Below are 18,207 nucleotides of genomic sequence, written 5' to 3'. Positions count from 1 at the left end.
CCGTATTTCGAGCTGGTTCACAGAGTCTGCTAGTACGACAGGGTTGTTTTACCCGATAATCCGCCTTTCGATTGACGTCATCACTTTGACGTTGCGAGCCGAAAACCGTTTCAGGAGGCCAGGATGCACAACGACGGGAATGTAGTGCCTTTGCACAAGGTGGCTACCGATCAGGCGAATCGTTCGCCGCTCGCCCGCCTGCCTGTGATTCTGCTTCAGGTTCGCGACAAAGCCGCCCAACAGTTGCGCCTGGGCTTGCAGGGGCTGTTCGATAATGCCGACGACACCTTGTTTGAAATGGCCGACCGGGCGCGCGACGACGTCGAGCAGAACCTGTACTTCGAGGCCATGCGGGACCTGCGCCTGAAGCGCAAGAGCATCGAACGCGAGTTCATCGAGCAGTTTTTCGAGACTTTCGTCAGCCTGGCCCAGTACGACCTGACCCACGCCAGCCTGGCGCCGGCCCTGGCGCCGGACGGCCAGACCCAGCGCTCCCACGATGAGCTGGAACGTCATCTGGCGGTCGAGGCCATGGTCACTCGGGTGCTCAGGCGCGATGGCGTGTCGCTGGAGCAACTGACGGCCCGGCTCGGTGTACTGCTGGACCGACCGCTGGTCAACCAATACAACCCACTCAGCCCGGCACTGCTGTGCGAGAAGTTCCTGCAGGCCGGGCGTAACCTGGGCGTGGGCATCAAGGTCAAGTTGATCTTGCTCAAGCTCTTCGAGCGTTATGTGCTCAGCGAGTGCGACCAGCTCTATACCGAGGCCAACCAGTTGCTGGCCGCCACGGGCATCTTGCCGGAACTCAAGGTGACCCCGGCGCGCCGGGCGTCGGATCGCTCCGAGGATACCCCCAGGCCCAACGCTGAAATCGTTGCCAAGCCCAGCGATGCCGAGGTCGACGACAGCGTGCAGGAAGTGTTCGCCGCCTTGCAGAAGCTGTTGATGCAAGTGCGTGGCAGTGTGGCGCCGACCCTGGAAGCCAGCGTGCCGCCCCAGCCCATCTCGACCCGTGACCTGCTGCGGCTGCTCTCGCATTTGCAGCAGTACGTGCCAGCGCCTGCCGTGCAGGACGAATTCGACTTGCGTAGCCAGCTCGAACAACTGTTGACCCGGGTCAGCGTCAGAAGTGGCAAGTCCCGGGTGGTCGAAGGCGCCGATGAAGATGTGATCAACCTGATCTCGATGATGTTCGAATTCATCCTCGACGACCACAACCTCCCAGACTCCTTCAAGGCCCTGATCGGCCGCCTGCAGATCCCGATGCTCAAGGTCGCGGTGCAGGACAAGAGCTTCTTCAGCCGCGGCAATCATCCGGCCCGGCGACTGCTGAACGAAATCGCGGCCGCCGCCATGGGCTGGGGCGATTGCGACGATCATCAGCGCGACAGCCTGTATTTGCGCATCGAACAAGTCGTGCAGCGCCTGCTGAATGATTTCGTCGATGACCCGGCGATTTTCTCCGAGCTGCTGGCCGATTTCCTGGCCTTCACCAGTGACGAGCGGCGGCGCAGCGAGTTGCTTGAGCAGCGTATCCGCGACGCCGAGGAGGGCCGGGCCAAAGCCGAACTGGCGCGCCAGCGCGTCGAAGGGGCGCTGAACCAGGTGATGCTGGGCAAAGTCCTGCCGCAAGCCGTGGTGGAGTTCGTGCAACACGCCTGGAGCCAGGTGTTGTTGCTGACCTGTTTCAAGCACGGCAAGTATTCCGCCGAGTGGCAGGCCGACGTCCTGACCCTGGAGCAATTGATCTGGAGCGTCCAGCCGCATGACGAGCCCGACGCCGGCCTGCGTTTGCTGGCGATGGTGCCGGAGCTGCTCAAGGCCCTGCGTGAAGGCCTGAGCCGTTCGGCGTTCGATCCGTTCGCCACCAGCGAGTTTTTCAGTGAGCTGGAAGTCCTGCATGTGCAGGCGCTCGAACGTATGGGCCAGGCAACGGAACAGGCCCAGCCGTTCGATTCGCCGGCCATGGTCGAAGTGCTGGAAAAAATCGTCCTGCGCCCTGCGCAAAAATCGGCGGGGGAAAGCGTGGCGGTGCATTTGCCGGCGGATGATGTCGGCCTGATGCAGGTCGACCAGCTGCACCTGGGGAGCTGGGTCGAGTTCCAGGAGGAGGATGACAATACCCTGCGCTGCAAGCTGGCGGCGATCATCGAGGCCACCGGCAAATACGTCTTCGTCAATCGCACCGGCCTCAAGGTGCTGGAGCATAGCCGCACCAGCCTGGCCCTGGAGTTTCGTCGCGGCGCGGCGCGGCTGTTGGACGACACCCTGTTGTTCGACCGGGCGCTGGAGTCGGTGCTGGGCAATCTGCGCCAGCTCAATCGCGGCAAGTGATCGCGCAGCCCGGTCCGATCACGGCATACTGACGGCATTCACCGTCGTCATCGAAGGAACCTGTATGCAGTTGGACTCCGCGAGCGGTTGGTGCGAGGGGGTGCGTCATTGCCCATCGCCCAACTTCAATGCGCGCCCCGAGGGCGAAATCTCCCTGCTGGTGATCCACAACATCAGCCTGCCCCCGGCACAATTCGCCACCGGCAAGGTGCAGGAGTTCTTCCAGAATCGTCTGGATGTCACGGAACATCCCTACTTTGCCGGTATCGTCGACCTGCGCGTTTCCGCGCATTTTCTGATCGAGCGTGACGGCGCCGTGACCCAATTTGTCTCTTGTCTGGATCGTGCGTGGCATGCGGGCGTCTCGTGCTTCGAGGGGCGTGAGACCTGTAATGATTTTTCCCTCGGCATCGAGCTTGAGGGCACGGATGATCTGCCGTTCACCGACGCGCAATATGTCGCATTGGTGGCCCTGACCCGGCAGTTGCAAGCGGCGTTCAGGGCGATCACTGTGCAGCGTATCTGCGGGCATAGCGACATCGCACCGGGGCGCAAGACCGATCCGGGACCGGCATTCGACTGGGCGCGCTATCGCGCGGCCCTGACAGAAGGGGAAGGACAATGAGTTTTCTGGTGTTGCTGCTGGCCGTCTGGATCGAGAAATTCTCGGCCTTGCGCCAGCGGGTCCAGCGCGACGGCGGTTGGCTGGGCGAGCTGAACAAGCTCGAGGCGAACCCACGGTGGGTCAACCGACCCTGGCTGGTGCTGACGGTGCTGGTCCTGCTGCCTGTGGCCCTGCTGGCGCTGCTTTTGTGGGTGCTGGAGCCAGTGGCCTATGGTCTGCTGGCGCTGCCGGTGCATTTGCTGGTGGTGATTTACAGCCTGGGGCGCGGCGATCTACTGGCCGCCCTCGGGCCGTTTCGCGACGCCTGGCGTCGGGAGGACCTGCAAGCGGCGGCCCATGTGGCCAAGCGCGACCTGGACATTGAGGCCGATGACGGTGAGCAATTGCTGGAGCGGGTCCAGGGGCATTTGTTGTGGCAGGCCTACCAGAGCTTTTTCGCGGTGATTTTCTGGTACTTCGTGTTGGGCCCGGTCGCGGCCTTGAGCTATCGACTGCTGGCGCTGGCCGCCGAGCATAGCCAGAACCCCGGTGTGGCCGAGCGGGCTGCGCAGATGCGCCATGCCTTCGACTGGGTGCCGGTGCGGTTGCTGGCGGCAAGCTTCGCCCTGGTGGGCAATTTCGTCGCGGTCAGTCGGGTCATGCTGCATGAGCTGTTGAACTGGAACATCAGCGCGGCCGACCTCATCGACAAGGTCGGCCTGGTGGCTGGCGAAATCCCCAAGCCCGTCGCCGGGCCGGATGGCATCAATAGCTTGGACCGCCTGTGGGAATTGCTGCTGCGTGCGGCCGTGCTCTGGTATGCCGGGTTTGCGTTGTGGACGGTGTTGGCCTGACAGCTGTCGTCAAGGTGCTTTTTGTGGCGAGAGAGCTTGCTCCCACTCGGCTCTGTAGGAGCGGGCGAAGCCTGCGATCTTTGATCTTTCGGTTGGGATTCAAGCGTCAGGGGAAAGATCGCAGCCTCGTTGCACTCGTCAGCTCCTACACAGCGCTACGTCGTTAACCTTAAGTTACAAATCTCCCCGCCGATTTAGGCTATACAGGGACAGCGCCCGAATAGTGGCTTTCTGCTGTCTCCGTGCGCGAGCTCATAACAATAAGAACACTACCGGGAGGCTTCCTTGTGAAGAGTTTGCTCTGGCCCGCCGTCGCGCTGATGAACCGCCTGAGCTTCGGCATGAAGTTCAGCCTGATCAGCGTGCTGTTCCTGCTACCGATGCTGGTGACCAACTTCTTTCTGGTGCGTGATTCCTATCGGGAATTCCAGGGCACCCAAGTGGAGCTGCAAAGCCTCGACCTGCTGGGCAGCAGCCTGACCCTGCGCCGGGACCTGGAAACCCTCAACAACCTGGTGCAGATCAACGCCAGCCTGGGCCAGTCCGGCAAGGCTGGTGATGTCGAAGCGAAGATCGGCAGCCTGGAACAACAGGTCCTCACGCGCCTGCAAGGCATGACCGCCATGGCCATCGAACCTGAGCAAGTCAGTGCTTTCGAGGCCAAGCGCGACGAGATGATCGGTGCTTTCAAGGCCCAGCAGGCGGAAAGCTCCCTGCAGAGCAAAAGTGCGCTGATCGGCAAGTTGCTCAACAGCGCCCAGATGTTCAGTCAGATCATCGCCAGCCAGGCGGGGCTGAGCCGCGACAATCAGAGCGACATCCGCCAACTCAGCGAATTGATCATCGGCACCACCCCCAAGGTCACCCAGATCCTCGGCGATGGTCGGGCGCTGGGCGCGTCCTCGTTGGGGCAGGGGTTTCTCAATTCGGCATCGAGCACCCGCTTCGACGAGTTGCTGGCGCAGATCGAAAAGCTCCAGGGCGAGTACGACTTGAAACTGCAGGACGCCCTCGGCTCCAGCAAGGCCGCAGGGCAAGCCCTTGGCGCCCAGGCCGACGGCAGCAAGAGCACCCTCAAGAAAGCGTCGGAGCTGATCGAGGAGCAAGTGGTGATGGCCGACACCCTCGATGCTCCGTGGCCGGCGTTCTTTGAGCAGGTCAGCGGCCTGATGGAGCAAACTTATCGGCTGAACGAGGCGACCCAGGGCTTTCTCGGTGTGCAGTTGCAGCAGCGGCTTGAGCAGAATCGTAGCCACATGGTGCTGCAAGCCGTGGCGCTGGTGGCGGTGTTCCTGTTGATTTTTTACCTGTACGCCGGCTTCTACGCGTCGACCCGCACCACCCTCCAGCACCTGGGCCAGATGATGGACAAAGTGGCGGCGGGGGACATGACGGTCAATTTCGTGGCGCGCAGCAAGGATGAACTGGGCGAATTGGGTGAAGTGTTCAACGGTACGGTGGCGAAGATCCATGACCTGATCGAACAGGTCAGCCGCACCGTCGCGGAAGTCGAACGCCAGGCCGGGCAGGTGGAAACGGTATCGGCCCAGAGCAACCAGGCCGTCGCCGGCCAGCGCAGCCAGATCGAACTGGTGGCCACGGCGATGAACCAGATGTCGGCCACGGCCCTGGAAGTGGCTCGCAGTGCCGCCGCTGCCGTGAGCAGTGCCCACAGCGTGAACGACGAGACCCTCAGCGGACGCGGGCTGGTGGAGTCGCAGCAGGGCAGCATCGCCCGCTTGGCCAGTGAGATCGATCAGTCGGTGCAGGTGATCAACCAACTGGCGACCGACAGCCAGGCCATCAGCCGCGTGCTGGATGTGATCAAGAGCATCGCCGAGCAGACCAACCTGCTGGCTCTCAATGCCGCCATCGAAGCCGCACGGGCCGGTGAACAGGGGCGGGGTTTTGCGGTGGTGGCCGATGAAGTGCGGACCCTGGCCAAGCGGACCCAGCAATCGACCGAAGAAATCGAAGCGATGATCACCCGCCTGCACGGCGGTGTCGGTGCCGCCGTCAAGGCGATGGGCACCAGTCATGAGATGGCCAATGGCACGGTCGGCCAATCGGAAAAGGTCCAGCAGGCCCTGGAAAATATCCTCGGTGCGGTCGGCATGATCGTCGACCAGAACCAGCAGATCGCCGCCGCCGTGGAGCAGCAGACGGCCGTGGCCCATGACATTGACCAGAACATCGTCGAGATCAACCGCGCCGGCGAACGCACGGCCGAAGGCGCGCACCAGACCGAAAACGCCAGCCGTGAGCTGTCTGCCCAGGTGGTGCAGCTCAAGCAACTGATCAATGCGTTTCGGGTGTAGACCATTGTGGGAGCAAGCTCGCTCCTATAGGTTCACCAGTTGAACAGTTGGCGGGCGTTGGCGGTGCTGGCCTCGGCCAGTCGCTCGGGCGTCACCGCCATGATCCCGGCCAGCGCCTCGCAAATCGCCGGCAAGTGCGCCGGGCTGTTGCGTTGTCCAGGAAACATGGCTGGGGCCATGTCTGGTGAGTCGGTTTCCAGCACCACCGCATCCAGCGGCAGTTTCGCCAGCACCCGGTGCATGCGCAGGGCCTGGGGCCAGGTCGCCGCACCGCCGAGGCCGAGTTTGAAGCCGAGCTTGAGGTATTCGCGGGCCTCTTCAAAACTGCCGGCGAAGGCGTGGATGATTCCCGCCCGGGTAGGGTTGATGCGCTTGAGGGTCGCGATCACGGCGGCATGGCTGCGGCGCACGTGGATCAGTGCCGGCAGTTCGAACTCCACCGCCAGTGCCAACTGCGCTTCGAACAGCGCTTGCTGGCGGTCACGGTCCAGGGTCTCGATGTAATAGTCCAGGCCGATCTCGCCCACTGCACACAATTGCCGGTGCCCGGCCAGGCGGCTCAGCCAGTCGCGCAACAGCGCCACGTCGTCGGGTCGATGCTGGTCGAGGTACACCGGGTGCAGGCCCAGGGCGGCATGCAGGTCCGGGTCGCTTTGCACCAGGTCCCAGACCCGCTGCCAATTGTCCCGGTACACGCCCAGCACCACCATTTGCCGCACGCCCGAGGCGCGGCTTTCGGCCAGCAGCGCCGGGCGGTCCGCGTCAAAGTCCGGGAAGTCCAGGTGGGTGTGGGTGTCGATCAACTCCATGCATCAATCCTGAGGAAACGTCAGCCCTGGTGGATCCGCTGCTTGAACGTCCGCGCGATGGCCTGCACGCCAGGTTGGTAGTCATCGTTTTCGATGGCTGCCAGGGCCAGTTCCAGGGCCTTGTCGGCGATCAACTGATGTTGTTGGGACATGGCATTGACCGGCAGCGGCAGGAAATCCAGCAACTGCGTGTCACCAAACGTGCCCAGGCGCAATGGCCGCGACTTGAGCGGGAAATCATGCAGGGCGTCGAACACCCCTTGCAGCAGCACATAGGACGTGGTGATCAGCGCATCGGGCAGATGCCCCAGGCGCGCGAGCATTTCATCCATCAACTGACGGCCGCATTCACGGCTGAACGACTCGCCATGCTCGATCAACACCTGGCCCTCGAACCCGGCCAAGGCTTCACGAAAACCTGCGGCCCGTTCCTGGCTGATGCTCAATTCGGGGCGGGCGCTGATCAAGGCGATTTGTCGAGGGTGGGTCTCCAGCAGGCTGCGCGTCAGGTGCAGGCTGGCCTGGCGGTCGTCGCTGATCACCGAGCAGAAATGCGCCGGTTCCATCACCCGGTCGATGGCGATGATCGGAATGCCCTTGGCCTGCAACTGCTGGTAGCTGTCGTCGCCGGCCGGCAGGCAACTGGCGACGATCAGCGCATCGCAGCGCCGGGCGCGGAACAATTGCAACAGCTGCCGTTCACTGTCGGGCGCATCATCGGAGCTGGCGATCAGCAACTGATAGCCCCGTGCCCGGGCGCCTTGTTCCAGCAACTTGGCGATGCGTGCGTAACTGGGGTTTTCCAGATCTGGCAGGATGAAGCCCAGGGTGCGGGTGTGCCGGCTGCGCAGCCCGGCGGCCTGGGGGTTGGGCGTGAAGCCATGTTCCTCGACCACCGCCCGCACCCGTTCGACAGTGGCGCTGCTGATGCGTTGCTGTTCGGCCTTGCCATTGATGACATAGCTGGCGGTGGTGACGGACACACCGGCCAATTGAGCAATATCACTGAGTTTCAACCCGGTTTTCCTTGTTTTTTCGAGTTAGCCCCGAGGATTAAGGGCCATCCTACCCGATTCAAGCTGACGGTTACCGCTCAAGCGCTTACGACAAGTTGCACTTCAACGATGAGAGATTATCGAGTAACGTGCCAATCTTTCTAGATTAAACGTTTCAGCAAGCGTATTTTCAAGGCTAGCAGGATTTTTGGCCGTGCTGCCGCAATACCGCCAAAAGCCGTCCTGTAACGCTAAGCTGATTCATTCAAAACAATACCTGGCGCCAACCCGGACGCCAAAAAGGAGAAAGCATGCTCGAGCTCACTCTAGAGCAGATATCCATGGCGCAGACGGCTGTGGATAAAGACGCTGCACTGCAACTGCTCGCCGACAAACTGGTGGCCGATGGTCTGGTAGCCGAGGGTTACCTCGCTGGCTTGCAGGCCCGTGAAGCCCAGGGTTCGACCTTTCTTGGCCAAGGTATTGCCATCCCCCACGGCACCCCGCAGACCCGCGAGCTGGTCTATTCCACCGGTGTGCGCCTGCTGCAATTCCCCGAAGGCGTGGACTGGGGCGATGGTCAGATTGTCTACCTGGCCATCGGCATCGCCGCCAAGTCCGACGAACACCTGCGCCTGCTGCAACTGCTGACCCGCGCCCTCGGCGAGACAGACCTCGGCCAGGCCTTGCGCCGCGCCGGTTCCGCCGAAGCCTTGCTGAAGCTGCTGCAAGGCGCGCCGCAGGAACTGGCCCTGGATGCCCAGATGATCGGCCTCGGTGTATCGGCTGACGATTTTGAAGAGCTGGTGTGGCGCGGCGCCCGCCTGTTGCGCCAGGCCGACTGTGTGAGCAACGGCTTTGCCGGTGTGTTGCAGCAAGTCGATGCGCTGCCCTTGGGCGATGGCTTGTGGTGGCTGCACAGCGAACAGACCGTCAAGCGTCCGGGCCTGGCGTTCGTCACCCCGGACAAACCCATCCGTTACTTGGGCCAACCGTTGAGCGGCCTGTTCTGCCTCGCCAGCCTCGGCGAGGCCCACCAGGCCTTGCTGGAAAGGCTCTGCGCCTTGCTGATCGAAGGCCGCGGCCACGAGCTGGGCCGCGCCACCAGCAGCCGCAAGGTGTTGGAAGTGCTCGGCGGTGAATTGCCTGCCGACTGGCCCAGCGCGCGCATCGGGCTGGCCAACGCCCATGGCTTGCATGCACGCCCGGCGAAGATCCTCGCCCAGTTGGCGAAAAGCTTCGACGGCGAAATCCGCGTGCGCATTGTCGACGGCCAGGACAGCGCCGTATCGGCCAAGAGCTTGAGCAAACTGCTGAGCCTGGGCGCCCGTCGTGGCCAGGTCCTGGAGTTCATCGCCGAACCGAGCATTGCCGACGACGCGTTGCCGGCACTGCTGGCCGCCATCGAAGAAGGCCTGGGCGAAGAGGTCGAACCGCTGCCGCCACCGAGTGCCCCACGGGAAACCGTGATGGCCGAGGTCGCGACCGTCATGCTGGCGCCCGAATCCGGCAGCCTGATCCAGGCCGTCGCCGCCGCCCCGGGCATCGCCATCGGCCCGGCCCACATCCAGGTATTGCAGGCCATCGACTATCCGCTGCGCGGGGAATCGGCGGCTATCGAGCGCGAGCGCCTGCAGAACGCCTTGAACCAGGTACGCCAAGACATCCAAGGCCTGATCGAACGCGCCAAGGCCAAGGCTATCCGCGAGATCTTCATCACCCACCAGGAAATGCTCGACGACCCGGAGCTGACCGACGAAGTCGACACCCGCTTGAAGCTGGGCGAGAGTGCGCAAGCGGCGTGGATGGGCGTGATCGAAGCCGCCGCCAAAGAGCAGGAAGCCTTGCAGGATGCCTTGTTGGCCGAACGGGCCGCCGATTTGCGTGACGTCGGTCGTCGGGTGCTGGCGCAACTGTGTGGTGTCGAAACCCCGAACGAGCCCGATCAACCCTACATCCTGGTCATGGACGAAGTCGGACCGTCCGACGTGGCCCGCCTGGATCCGACCCGTGTGGCGGGGATTCTCACCGCCCGTGGCGGCGCCACCGCCCATAGCGCCATCGTCGCCCGCGCCCTGGGTATTCCGGCGCTGGTGGGCGCTGGTGCGGCGGTATTGTTGCTGGCGCCGGGCACGTCCTTGCTGCTGGATGGCCAGCGCGGTCGCCTGCACGTGGACCCGGACGCCGCCACGTTGCAGCGCGCCAGGGAAGAGCGCGACACCCGGGAACAGCGCCTCAAGGTCGCGGCCGAGCAGCGCCACGAGCCGGCGCTGACCTGTGATGGGCATGCCGTGGAAGTGTTCGCCAATATTGGCGAAAGCGCCGGCGTGGTCAGCGCGGTGGAGCAGGGCGCCGAAGGCATTGGCCTGTTGCGTACCGAACTGATTTTCATGGCTCACAACCAGGCGCCGGACGAAGCGACCCAGGAAGCCGAATACCGCAAGGTGCTCGATGGCCTGGCCGGTCGGCCGCTGGTGGTGCGTACCCTCGATGTGGGCGGCGACAAGCCGCTGCCGTACTGGCCGATCGCGAAAGAAGAAAACCCGTTCCTCGGCGTGCGTGGCATTCGCCTGACTTTGCAGCGCCCGCTAGTCATGGAAGCGCAATTGCGGGCCTTGTTGCGCTCGGCGGACAGCCGTCCACTGCGGATCATGTTCCCGATGGTGGGCAGCGTCGACGAGTGGCGTCAGGCCCGGGACATGACCGAGCGCCTGCGCCGGGAAATCCCCGTGGCGGACCTGCAACTGGGGATCATGATCGAAGTGCCGTCCGCTGCGTTGCTGGCGCCGGTGCTGGCCAAGGAAGTCGACTTCTTCAGCGTCGGCACCAACGACCTGACGCAATACACCCTGGCCATCGACCGGGGGCATCCGACCCTTTCGGCCCAGGCCGATGGCTTGCACCCGGCGGTGCTGCAACTGATCGACATCACCGTGCGCGCCGCCCATGCCCATGGCAAGTGGGTCGGTGTGTGTGGCGAATTGGCGGCCGATCCGCTGGCGGTGCCGGTGCTGGTGGGCCTGGGCGTGGACGAGCTGAGTGTCTCCGCCCGTAGCATTGCCGAGGTCAAGGCGCGGGTTCGCGAACTGAGCCTGGCGCAAGTCCAAACCCTGGCCCAGGCGGCCTTGGCCGTGGGCAGCGCCGATGACGTGCGCGCATTAGTGGAGGCGCTGTAATGGCGAAGATTCTAACCCTGACCCTCAACCCGGCGCTTGACCTTACGGTGGAACTGGCGCGCCTGGAACCAGGGCAGGTCAACCGCAGTGACGACATGCACACCCATGCCGCCGGCAAAGGCGTGAACGTGGCCCAGGTGCTGGCTGACCTCGGCCATACGCTGACGGTCAGTGGCTTTCTGGGCGAAGACAATGCCCAGGTGTTCGAGACGCTGTTCGCCCAACGGGGTTTTGTCGACGCCTTCATCCGTGTCCCCGGCGAGACCCGCAGCAACATCAAGCTGGCCGAGCAGGACGGGCGCATCACTGACCTCAACGGGCCGGGCCCGGTGGTCGATGCCGCCGCACAGCAGGCGTTGCTGGCGCGTTTGGAGCAGATCGCCCCCGGCCACGACGTGGTCGTGGTGGCGGGCAGCTTGCCCCGGGGCGTCAGCCCGCAGTGGTTGCAGGCATTGATCGCACGCTTGAAGACACTCGGCCTGCACGTGGCCCTCGACACCAGCGGCGAAGCCTTGCGCGTTGCCCTGGCGGCGGGGCCGTGGCTGATCAAGCCGAACACCGAGGAACTGGCCGATGCGCTGGGGTGCGAGGTGGTGAGCGAAACGGCCCAGGCGCAAGCGGCGCAGCGCCTGCATGCCCAGGGCGTCGAGCATGTGGTGATTTCCCACGGTGCCGATGGCGTGAACTGGTTCAGTGTCGGTGCGGCGTTGCATGCCTCGCCGCCCAAGGTCAGCGTCGCCAGTACCGTGGGCGCCGGGGATTCGCTGCTGGCGGGCATGCTCCACGGCCTGCTCAGCGCCGACACCCCGGAACAGACACTGCGCACTGCCACGGCCATCGCCGCCATGGCGGTCACGCAGATCGGGTTCGGCATCCACGACACCGCGTTGCTGGCGTCGCTTGAACAGGGCGTGCGCGTGCGCCCCCTGACAGAACAATAAGAGGGTTCGCAAGAATGAAACTAGCCATTGTGACGGCCTGCCCGAACGGCATGGTTACCAGTGTGTTGTGCGCCCGCCTGCTGGACGCCGCGGCGCAGCGCCAGGGTTGGAGCACCAGTGTCGAGGTCCATGACGCGGCCCATCCGGAACGCCAGTTGTCGGCGGCGACCCTCGAGGCGGCCGAGTGGGTGTTGCTGGTCGCCAGCGGCCCGGTGGACCTGTCGCGGTTCGTCGGTAAGCGGGTGTTCCGCAGCACACCGGCCCTGGCCCTCCAGGACGTTGATGCGGTGCTGCGTCGTGGCGCCGTGGAAGCTGAGGTTCTGGGCGAGGCAGACGCGTTCGCACAAGAGCCGGCGCCGTCGGCCGAGCGAGCCCCGCGCCTGGTCGCCATCACGGCATGCCCAACGGGTGTCGCCCATACCTTCATGGCCGCCGAGGCCTTGCAGCAGGCGGCGACGAAACTGGGCTACGACCTGCAAGTGGAAACCCAGGGTTCGGTCGGTGCGCGCAATCCGTTGAGCGCCGAGGCCATCGCCGAAGCGGACGTGGTGCTGCTGGCGACCGACATTGAAGTCGCCACCGAGCGGTTTGCCGGCAAGAAGATCTATCGTTGCAGCACGGGCATCGCCCTGAAACAGGCCGAAGCGACGCTGAACAAAGCGCTGGTCGAAGGTCGCCAGGAAAGCGCGTCGAGCGGCGCCAGCGCCCCGGCCAAGTCGGAGAAGACCGGCGCCTACAAGCACCTGCTGACGGGCGTGTCCTTCATGCTGCCGATGGTGGTGGCTGGTGGTTTGATGATCGCCTTGTCGTTCGTGTTCGGCATCGAGGCCTTCAAGGAGCCTGGCACCCTGGCGGCCGCGCTGATGCAGATCGGCGGCGAGACCGCGTTCAAGTTGATGGTGCCGTTGCTGGCCGGCTACATCGCCTATTCCATCGCCGATCGGCCGGGCCTGGCGCCAGGCATGATCGGCGGGATGCTGGCGAGCACCCTGGGCGCCGGCTTCATTGGCGGGATCATCGCCGGTTTCCTGGCCGGTTACGCGGCCAAGGCGATCAACCGCTACGCGCGCTTGCCCCAGAGCCTGGAAGCGCTCAAGCCGATCCTGATCATCCCGCTGCTGGCGAGCCTGTTCACCGGCCTGGTGATGATCTACATCGTCGGCAAACCGGTGGCGGGCATGCTCGAAGCCTTGACTCACTTCCTCGACAGCATGGGCACCACCAATGCGATTCTGTTGGGCGTGTTGCTGGGGGCGATGATGTGCGTCGACCTCGGCGGGCCGATCAACAAGGCCGCCTATGCGTTTTCGGTGGGGCTGCTGGCTTCGCAGAGTTATGCACCGATGGCCGCGGCCATGGCCGCCGGCATGGTGCCGCCCATTGGCCTGGGCATCGCCACGTTCATCGCCCGGCGAAAATTTGCCCAGACCGAGCGCGAGGCCGGCAAAGCGGCACTGGTGCTGGGACTGTGCTTCATCTCCGAAGGCGCGATCCCGTTCGCGGCCAAGGATCCGCTGCGGGTGATCCCGGCGAGCATCGCCGGCGGTGCGTTGACCGGTGCGCTGTCGATGTACTTCGGCTGCAAGCTCATGGCCCCCCACGGCGGCCTATTCGTGATGCTGATCCCCAACGCCATCAACCATGCGTTGTTGTACTTGCTGGCGATCGTGGCGGGAAGCCTGCTGACGGCAGTGGCGTACGCACTGCTCAAGCGGCCTGAGGTGGTGGAGATGGCGTTGGAGCCGGCCAAGGCCTGATTCAATCCACACCGCTCTCCTTATGTGGGAGCGGGCTTGCTCGCGAAAGCGGTGGGTCGGTCGACGAAAGTGTTGCCTGACACTCCGCTTTCGCGAGCAAAGCCCGTTCCCACATTGGTTTTGGGCGGGCATGAAACTCCTGTCACACCCACTTCACACAGCCATGCTTAAGTTTTCCCATTTCAAGGGAGAACACCATGAGCGAATTCGACCTGGGACGTCGTCGGGTGATGCAAGCCGTAGGAGCGGGGTTGTTGTTGCCGGGGCTGGCGCCGGCGGTGATGGCTTCGGTCAAGGATCGTCCGGTGCTCACCGACGGTGTACAGTCTGGCGACCTGCAGGGCGACCGGGCGATGATCTGGAGCCGCAGCGACCGTCCAGCGCGGATGGTGGTGGAGTGGGACACCCGCAGCAAGTTCAGCAATCCCCGTCGCTTCGTCTCGCACGTGGCCGACGCCCGCAGTGATTTCACCGCCCGGGTCGAACTGACCGGGTTGCCCCGCGACCAGGCGATTTTCTACCGTGTGCATTTCGAAGATGTCCAAAGCGGGGTTGCCAGCGAGCCCTGGCTTGGCCACCTGCGCAGCGTGCCGCAGTTCAAGCGCAACATCCGTTTTGTCTGGAGTGGCGATACCGTCGGCCAGGGTTTCGGGATCAACCCGGACATCGGCGGCATGCGCATTTACGAAGCCATGCGTCTGCGCCTGCCGGATTTCTTTATCCACAGCGGCGACACCATCTACGCCGACGGCCCGGTGCCGGCGCAAATCACCGTCGAGGGTGGGCGCATCTGGCGCAATATCACCTCCGACGCCAAGAGCAAGGTCGCCGAAACCCTGGATGAGTATCGCGGCAACTATCGCTACAACCTGATGGACGAAAACGTACGCCGCTTCAATGCCGAAGTACCACAGATCTGGCAGTGGGACGACCACGAGGTGGTCAACAACTGGTCGCCGGGCAAGCAACTGGACGAGCGTTACCAGACCAAGGATATCCACAGCCTGGTGGGGCGTGCGCGGCAGGCCTGGCTGGAATACGCGCCGATGCGCCGACAGAAGGCCGACGGCGGCGGGCGGATCTACCGCAAGCTCGGTTACGGGCCGCTGCTGGATGTGTTCGTGCTGGACATGCGCAGTTACCGCGAAGCCAACGACGCCAACCTCGGCGCGGCCAAACCTTTCCTGGGGCGTGAGCAATTGAATTGGCTCAAGCATGAGTTGAAGCAATCCCGCGCCCAGTGGAAAGTCATCGCCGCCGACATGCCCATTGGCCTGGGTGTGCCGGATGGCGAGGTCAGCCCCGGCGTGCCGCGTTGGGAAGCGGTCGCCAACGGTGACCCGGGCGCGGCCCAGGGGCGTGAACTGGAGATCGCCGAACTGTTGGGGTACCTGCGCAAGCATCAGGTGCGCAACTACGTCTGGCTCACCGCCGACGTCCACTATTGCGCCGCCCATCACTACCACCCCGAACACGCCGCGTTCAAGGATTTCGAACCGTTCTGGGAGTTCGTCGCCGGGCCCTTGAACGCCGGCAGTTTCGGGCCCAACACCCTGGACAAGACCTTCGGTCCTGAGGTGGTGTTCCAGAAAGCGCCCCCGACCCAGAACACCTCGCCGTTCGCCGGGTATCAATTCTTTGGCGAGGTGAACATCGATGGGCCGAGCGGGGAGATGAGTGTGGTGTTGCGGGATCTGGAAGGGGTGGCGGTGTTCGAGAAGAAGTTGCAGCCGGTTTGATTCAGGGATCACCGAGACCTTGTGGGAGCGGGCTTGCTCGCGAAGGCGGTGTGTCAGTTGGCAGATGTATTGCCTGACACACCGCCTTCGCGAGCAAGCCCGCTCCCACAGGAGAAATGTGTTCTCTAGAATAGGGGCGGTTAGTAGACATCCCGCCGATACCGCCCCTGCTCGATCAGTCGCTCCACTTCCTCGCGCCCCAGCACGTTGTTGAGCACGTGATCCACCCCGGATGCCATGCCCTGCAAGCTGCCGCAGACATAGATCGCCGCGCCGTCGGCCACCCATTGCTTGAGCAGCGCGGCCGATTCCAGCAGACGGTCCTGGACGTAGATCTTCTGCTTCTGATCCCGGGAGAAGGCCAGGTCCAGGCGTTCCAGGTCGCCGGAGGTCACCCATTCCTGTAACTCATCGCGGCAGTGGAAATCGTGCTCGCGGTTGCGCTCGCCAAACAGCAGCCAGTTGCGCTGCATGCCCTCGGTGACGCGTGCCTTGAGCAGGCTGCGCAGCCCCGCCAGGCCGGTGCCGTTGCCCAGCAGGATCATCGGCACGCCCTGGGGCGGCAGATGGAAGCTGCTGTTGCGGCGCAGCCGCAGGCTGATGGCGCTGCCCAGTGGTGCGTGTTCGGTCAGCCAGCCGGAACCGACGCCCAGGCTGCCGTCGATGTGACGTTCTTGGCGCACGATCAGCTCCAGCACGCCGTCGGCCGGGATCGAGGCGATGGAGTATTCGCGCATCGCCAGCGGTGCCAGCGCCTCCACCAGCGCCTGGGCATGTAGGCCGACCAGGTGGGCGCGGTTTTCCGGCAACTGGCGGGTCGCCAGGGCCTGGTTGAGGCTCTGGGGCAGGCCATCGACCTGCACACGCGCCTGACCGGAGAGGCCGAGGCCATCGAGGAAATGTTCGATGGCCCAGAGGTCATTGCGCGGCAGGATTTCCACCAGGTCGCCGGCCAGCCAACTGCTCGGCCCGGGGGCGGTGAGGCCTAGCAGGTACACGCCCGAGCCGCTGCTGTCGGGGTTGAGCAGGGTGCGTTGGCTGAGGGTCCAGTTTTCAAAACTGGGGGCCTGCCAGGTGTCGGCAGGCGCCTGCCCGGTCAGTTCGGCCAGTTGTTGTTGCCAGTGACGCAGGGCATAAGGGTCGCCGCTGTCGACTTCCACCGGTGCGAACAGGGTCTTGCCGCCGTGCTCCGCCAGCCAGGCGTGCAGGCGCCGGGCGAAACCGCAGAAGTGTTCATATTGCCGGTCGCCCAGGCCCAGCACCGAATACTGCAAGCGCTCCAGGCTCAAGGCCTGGCCCAGCACCTTGCGTTCGAAGCCGCGGGCGCTGTCCGGCCCTTCGCCGTCGCCAAAGGTGCTGACGACAAACAGCGCGTGGGTGGCGTTGTTCAGGTCTTGCTCACGCACACCGGCCAATGGCTGGACCTTCACGGGCAAGCCGGCGGCCTGGAGTTGGCCGGCAGTCTGCCAGGCCAGTCGCTCGGCGAAACCGCTCTGGCTGGCGAAACCGATCAGCCAGGCCGGCGCATCGGTCGGGTTGGCGCTCAGGGCTTGGCGGGCGTTTCTGGCCTGGCGTTTCTTGCGGCGACGGTCCAGGTACAGCAACCAGCCGGTGATGAAAAACAGTGGCATGGTCAGCGCGGCGACGGTCACCAGGATCCGCCCGACCAGGCCGAAGTAGCTGCCGATATGCAGGGCATAGACACTGGTCAGCAACTGCGCCTTGAGACTCTTGTCGCTGTAGCGGCTGTGCCGACTGATGACGCCGGTGGCCGGGTCGAGGATGAGCTGGTTCAGCGCCCGGTCGTGAGGTGAGTTTTTCAGCAGGTAGAACACCGTCGCCGGCTGCCCGGCCACGGGCGGCATGCGCACGTTGTAGGCGGACAGGCCCGGGCCGGCGGCGCTGTAGATGCTGCTCCACATGGCCCGGTAATCAGCCACGGGCAGTGGGCCGCTTGGCGCCGGGCCGCGATTGCGCACCCGTTCCTCTTCCGGTGAATCGGAGAGCAGGCGGGTCACGCCTTTGTTGTACCACTCGTAGGACCAGGTCAGCCCGGTCAGTGCCGCCAGCAGATAAAACACCAGGCACCAGGTACCCGCCACAGAGTGCAGGTCCCAATTGAAGCTACGACCTTTTTTCCCCCAGTCGAGGGTCAGCCAGGCGCGCCAGCTTTTCCATTGGCGCGGCCAACGCAGGTACAACCCGGACAGGCAGAAGAACACCAGGATCAGCGTGCAGGCCCCGGTGATTTGCCGGCCCACGTCATCCAGGGTCAGGACGCGGTGCAGCCTGAGCATCAGGCCAAAGAAATCCTGGCCGGTCACCTCACCCATGAACTGTGCGGTATAGGGGTTGAAATAGCGCATGGCGCCACGTTTTTCCCCGGGAGGCGCCGCGAAGATCACCCGCGCGGCGTTGCCGCTGTCGGTCTCGACCCAGAGCAGGGCGACGGTCTTGCCGGAGGCGGCTTCGATCTGCTCCACCAGCTCCGCGGGCGGCAAGACGCCGGCCGGTTGCTTCTCGACCGTCAGTACCTGCGGGTTCAAGGCCCGCAGGATTTCATCCTGAAACGACACCACTGCCCCGGTAACGCCCATCAACGCCAGGACCAGCCCGGCACTGATGCCGAAAAACCAGTGCAACTGGAACAGGGTTTTCTTCAACACGTCGCCCGCCT

The 18,207-nt window shown here is 64.1% G+C and carries 11 protein-coding genes and 1 pseudogene; 9 read left to right on the top strand and 3 right to left on the bottom strand.

The window, feature by feature from the left end:
* Positions 1-123 precede the first annotated feature (123 nt).
* The 5 genes and pseudogenes from BT125_RS24695 to BT125_RS30105 all read left to right on the top strand — a co-directional run bounded on the left by BT125_RS24695 (position 124) and on the right by BT125_RS30105 (position 6,113).
* Positions 124-2,337: a DUF1631 domain-containing protein gene (locus BT125_RS24695; RefSeq protein ID WP_072411308.1), complete on the top strand. Its 2,214-nt coding sequence runs from the start codon at positions 124-126 to the stop codon at positions 2,335-2,337.
* A gap of 64 nt (positions 2,338-2,401) precedes the next feature.
* A complete protein-coding gene (ampD, locus tag BT125_RS24690; protein WP_072411306.1) occupies positions 2,402-2,962 on the top strand; it encodes a 1,6-anhydro-N-acetylmuramyl-L-alanine amidase AmpD in 561 nt (186 codons plus the stop codon).
* A complete protein-coding gene (gene ampE, locus BT125_RS24685) occupies positions 2,959-3,795 on the top strand; it encodes a regulatory signaling modulator protein AmpE (protein ID WP_072411304.1) in 837 nt (278 codons plus the stop codon). Before ampD ends, ampE begins: the two co-directional genes overlap by 4 nt.
* 320 nt (positions 3,796-4,115) lie before the next feature.
* Positions 4,116-5,207, top strand: a pseudogene (locus tag BT125_RS30110) (methyl-accepting chemotaxis protein); the annotation flags it as partial.
* Positions 5,184-6,113, top strand: coding sequence for a methyl-accepting chemotaxis protein (locus BT125_RS30105; RefSeq protein ID WP_371857827.1), 930 nt, complete (start codon positions 5,184-5,186; stop codon positions 6,111-6,113). The pseudogene BT125_RS30110 and the gene BT125_RS30105, both read left to right, overlap by 24 nt.
* Before the next feature lie 32 nt (positions 6,114-6,145).
* Here the strand turns inward: BT125_RS30105 and BT125_RS24675 are convergent, their stop codons facing one another.
* Both BT125_RS24675 and cra read right to left on the bottom strand, forming a co-directional pair.
* The gene (locus tag BT125_RS24675) at positions 6,146-6,922 is read right to left on the bottom strand and encodes a TatD family hydrolase (protein WP_072411300.1); all 777 of its coding nucleotides are present in this window, start codon (positions 6,920-6,922) and stop codon (positions 6,146-6,148) included.
* 20 nt (positions 6,923-6,942) lie between these two features.
* Positions 6,943-7,938, bottom strand: a complete 996-nt coding sequence (gene cra, locus BT125_RS24670) for a catabolite repressor/activator (RefSeq protein WP_072411298.1) — start codon at positions 7,936-7,938, stop codon at positions 6,943-6,945.
* A gap of 290 nt (positions 7,939-8,228) precedes the next feature.
* Here cra and ptsP point away from each other — a divergent pair, with 290 nt between their 5' ends.
* The 4 genes from ptsP (at position 8,229) to BT125_RS24650 (ending at position 15,530) form a co-directional block, all read left to right on the top strand.
* A complete protein-coding gene (ptsP, locus tag BT125_RS24665) occupies positions 8,229-11,093 on the top strand; it encodes a phosphoenolpyruvate--protein phosphotransferase (protein ID WP_072411296.1) in 2,865 nt (954 codons plus the stop codon).
* Positions 11,093-12,034, top strand: a complete 942-nt coding sequence (pfkB, locus tag BT125_RS24660) for a 1-phosphofructokinase (RefSeq protein WP_072411294.1) — start codon at positions 11,093-11,095, stop codon at positions 12,032-12,034. Before ptsP ends, pfkB begins: the two co-directional genes overlap by 1 nt.
* A 14-nt stretch (positions 12,035-12,048) precedes the next feature.
* On the top strand, positions 12,049-13,791 hold the full coding sequence (locus BT125_RS24655; protein WP_072411292.1) for a PTS fructose-like transporter subunit IIB: 1,743 nt from the start codon (positions 12,049-12,051) through the stop codon (positions 13,789-13,791).
* 197 nt (positions 13,792-13,988) lie between these two features.
* Entirely contained in the window at positions 13,989-15,530 is a 1,542-nt protein-coding gene (locus BT125_RS24650) for an alkaline phosphatase D family protein (protein WP_072411290.1), read from the top strand.
* A gap of 140 nt (positions 15,531-15,670) precedes the next feature.
* Here BT125_RS24650 and BT125_RS24645 read toward each other — a convergent pair whose 3' ends face one another.
* Complete coding sequence (locus BT125_RS24645) at positions 15,671-18,196, bottom strand: PepSY domain-containing protein (RefSeq protein ID WP_177344973.1); 2,526 nt, start codon at positions 18,194-18,196, stop codon at positions 15,671-15,673.
* Positions 18,197-18,207: the final 11 nt, after the last annotated feature.

Origin of the sequence: Pseudomonas sp. NFACC04-2 (genome assembly GCF_900119265.1) — a bacterium.
Classification (GTDB): Bacteria; Pseudomonadota; Gammaproteobacteria; order Pseudomonadales; family Pseudomonadaceae; genus Aquipseudomonas; species Aquipseudomonas fluorescens_AA.
Note: the sequence above shows the minus strand (reverse complement) of the source record. Positions and strands in the feature narration are given on the sequence as shown.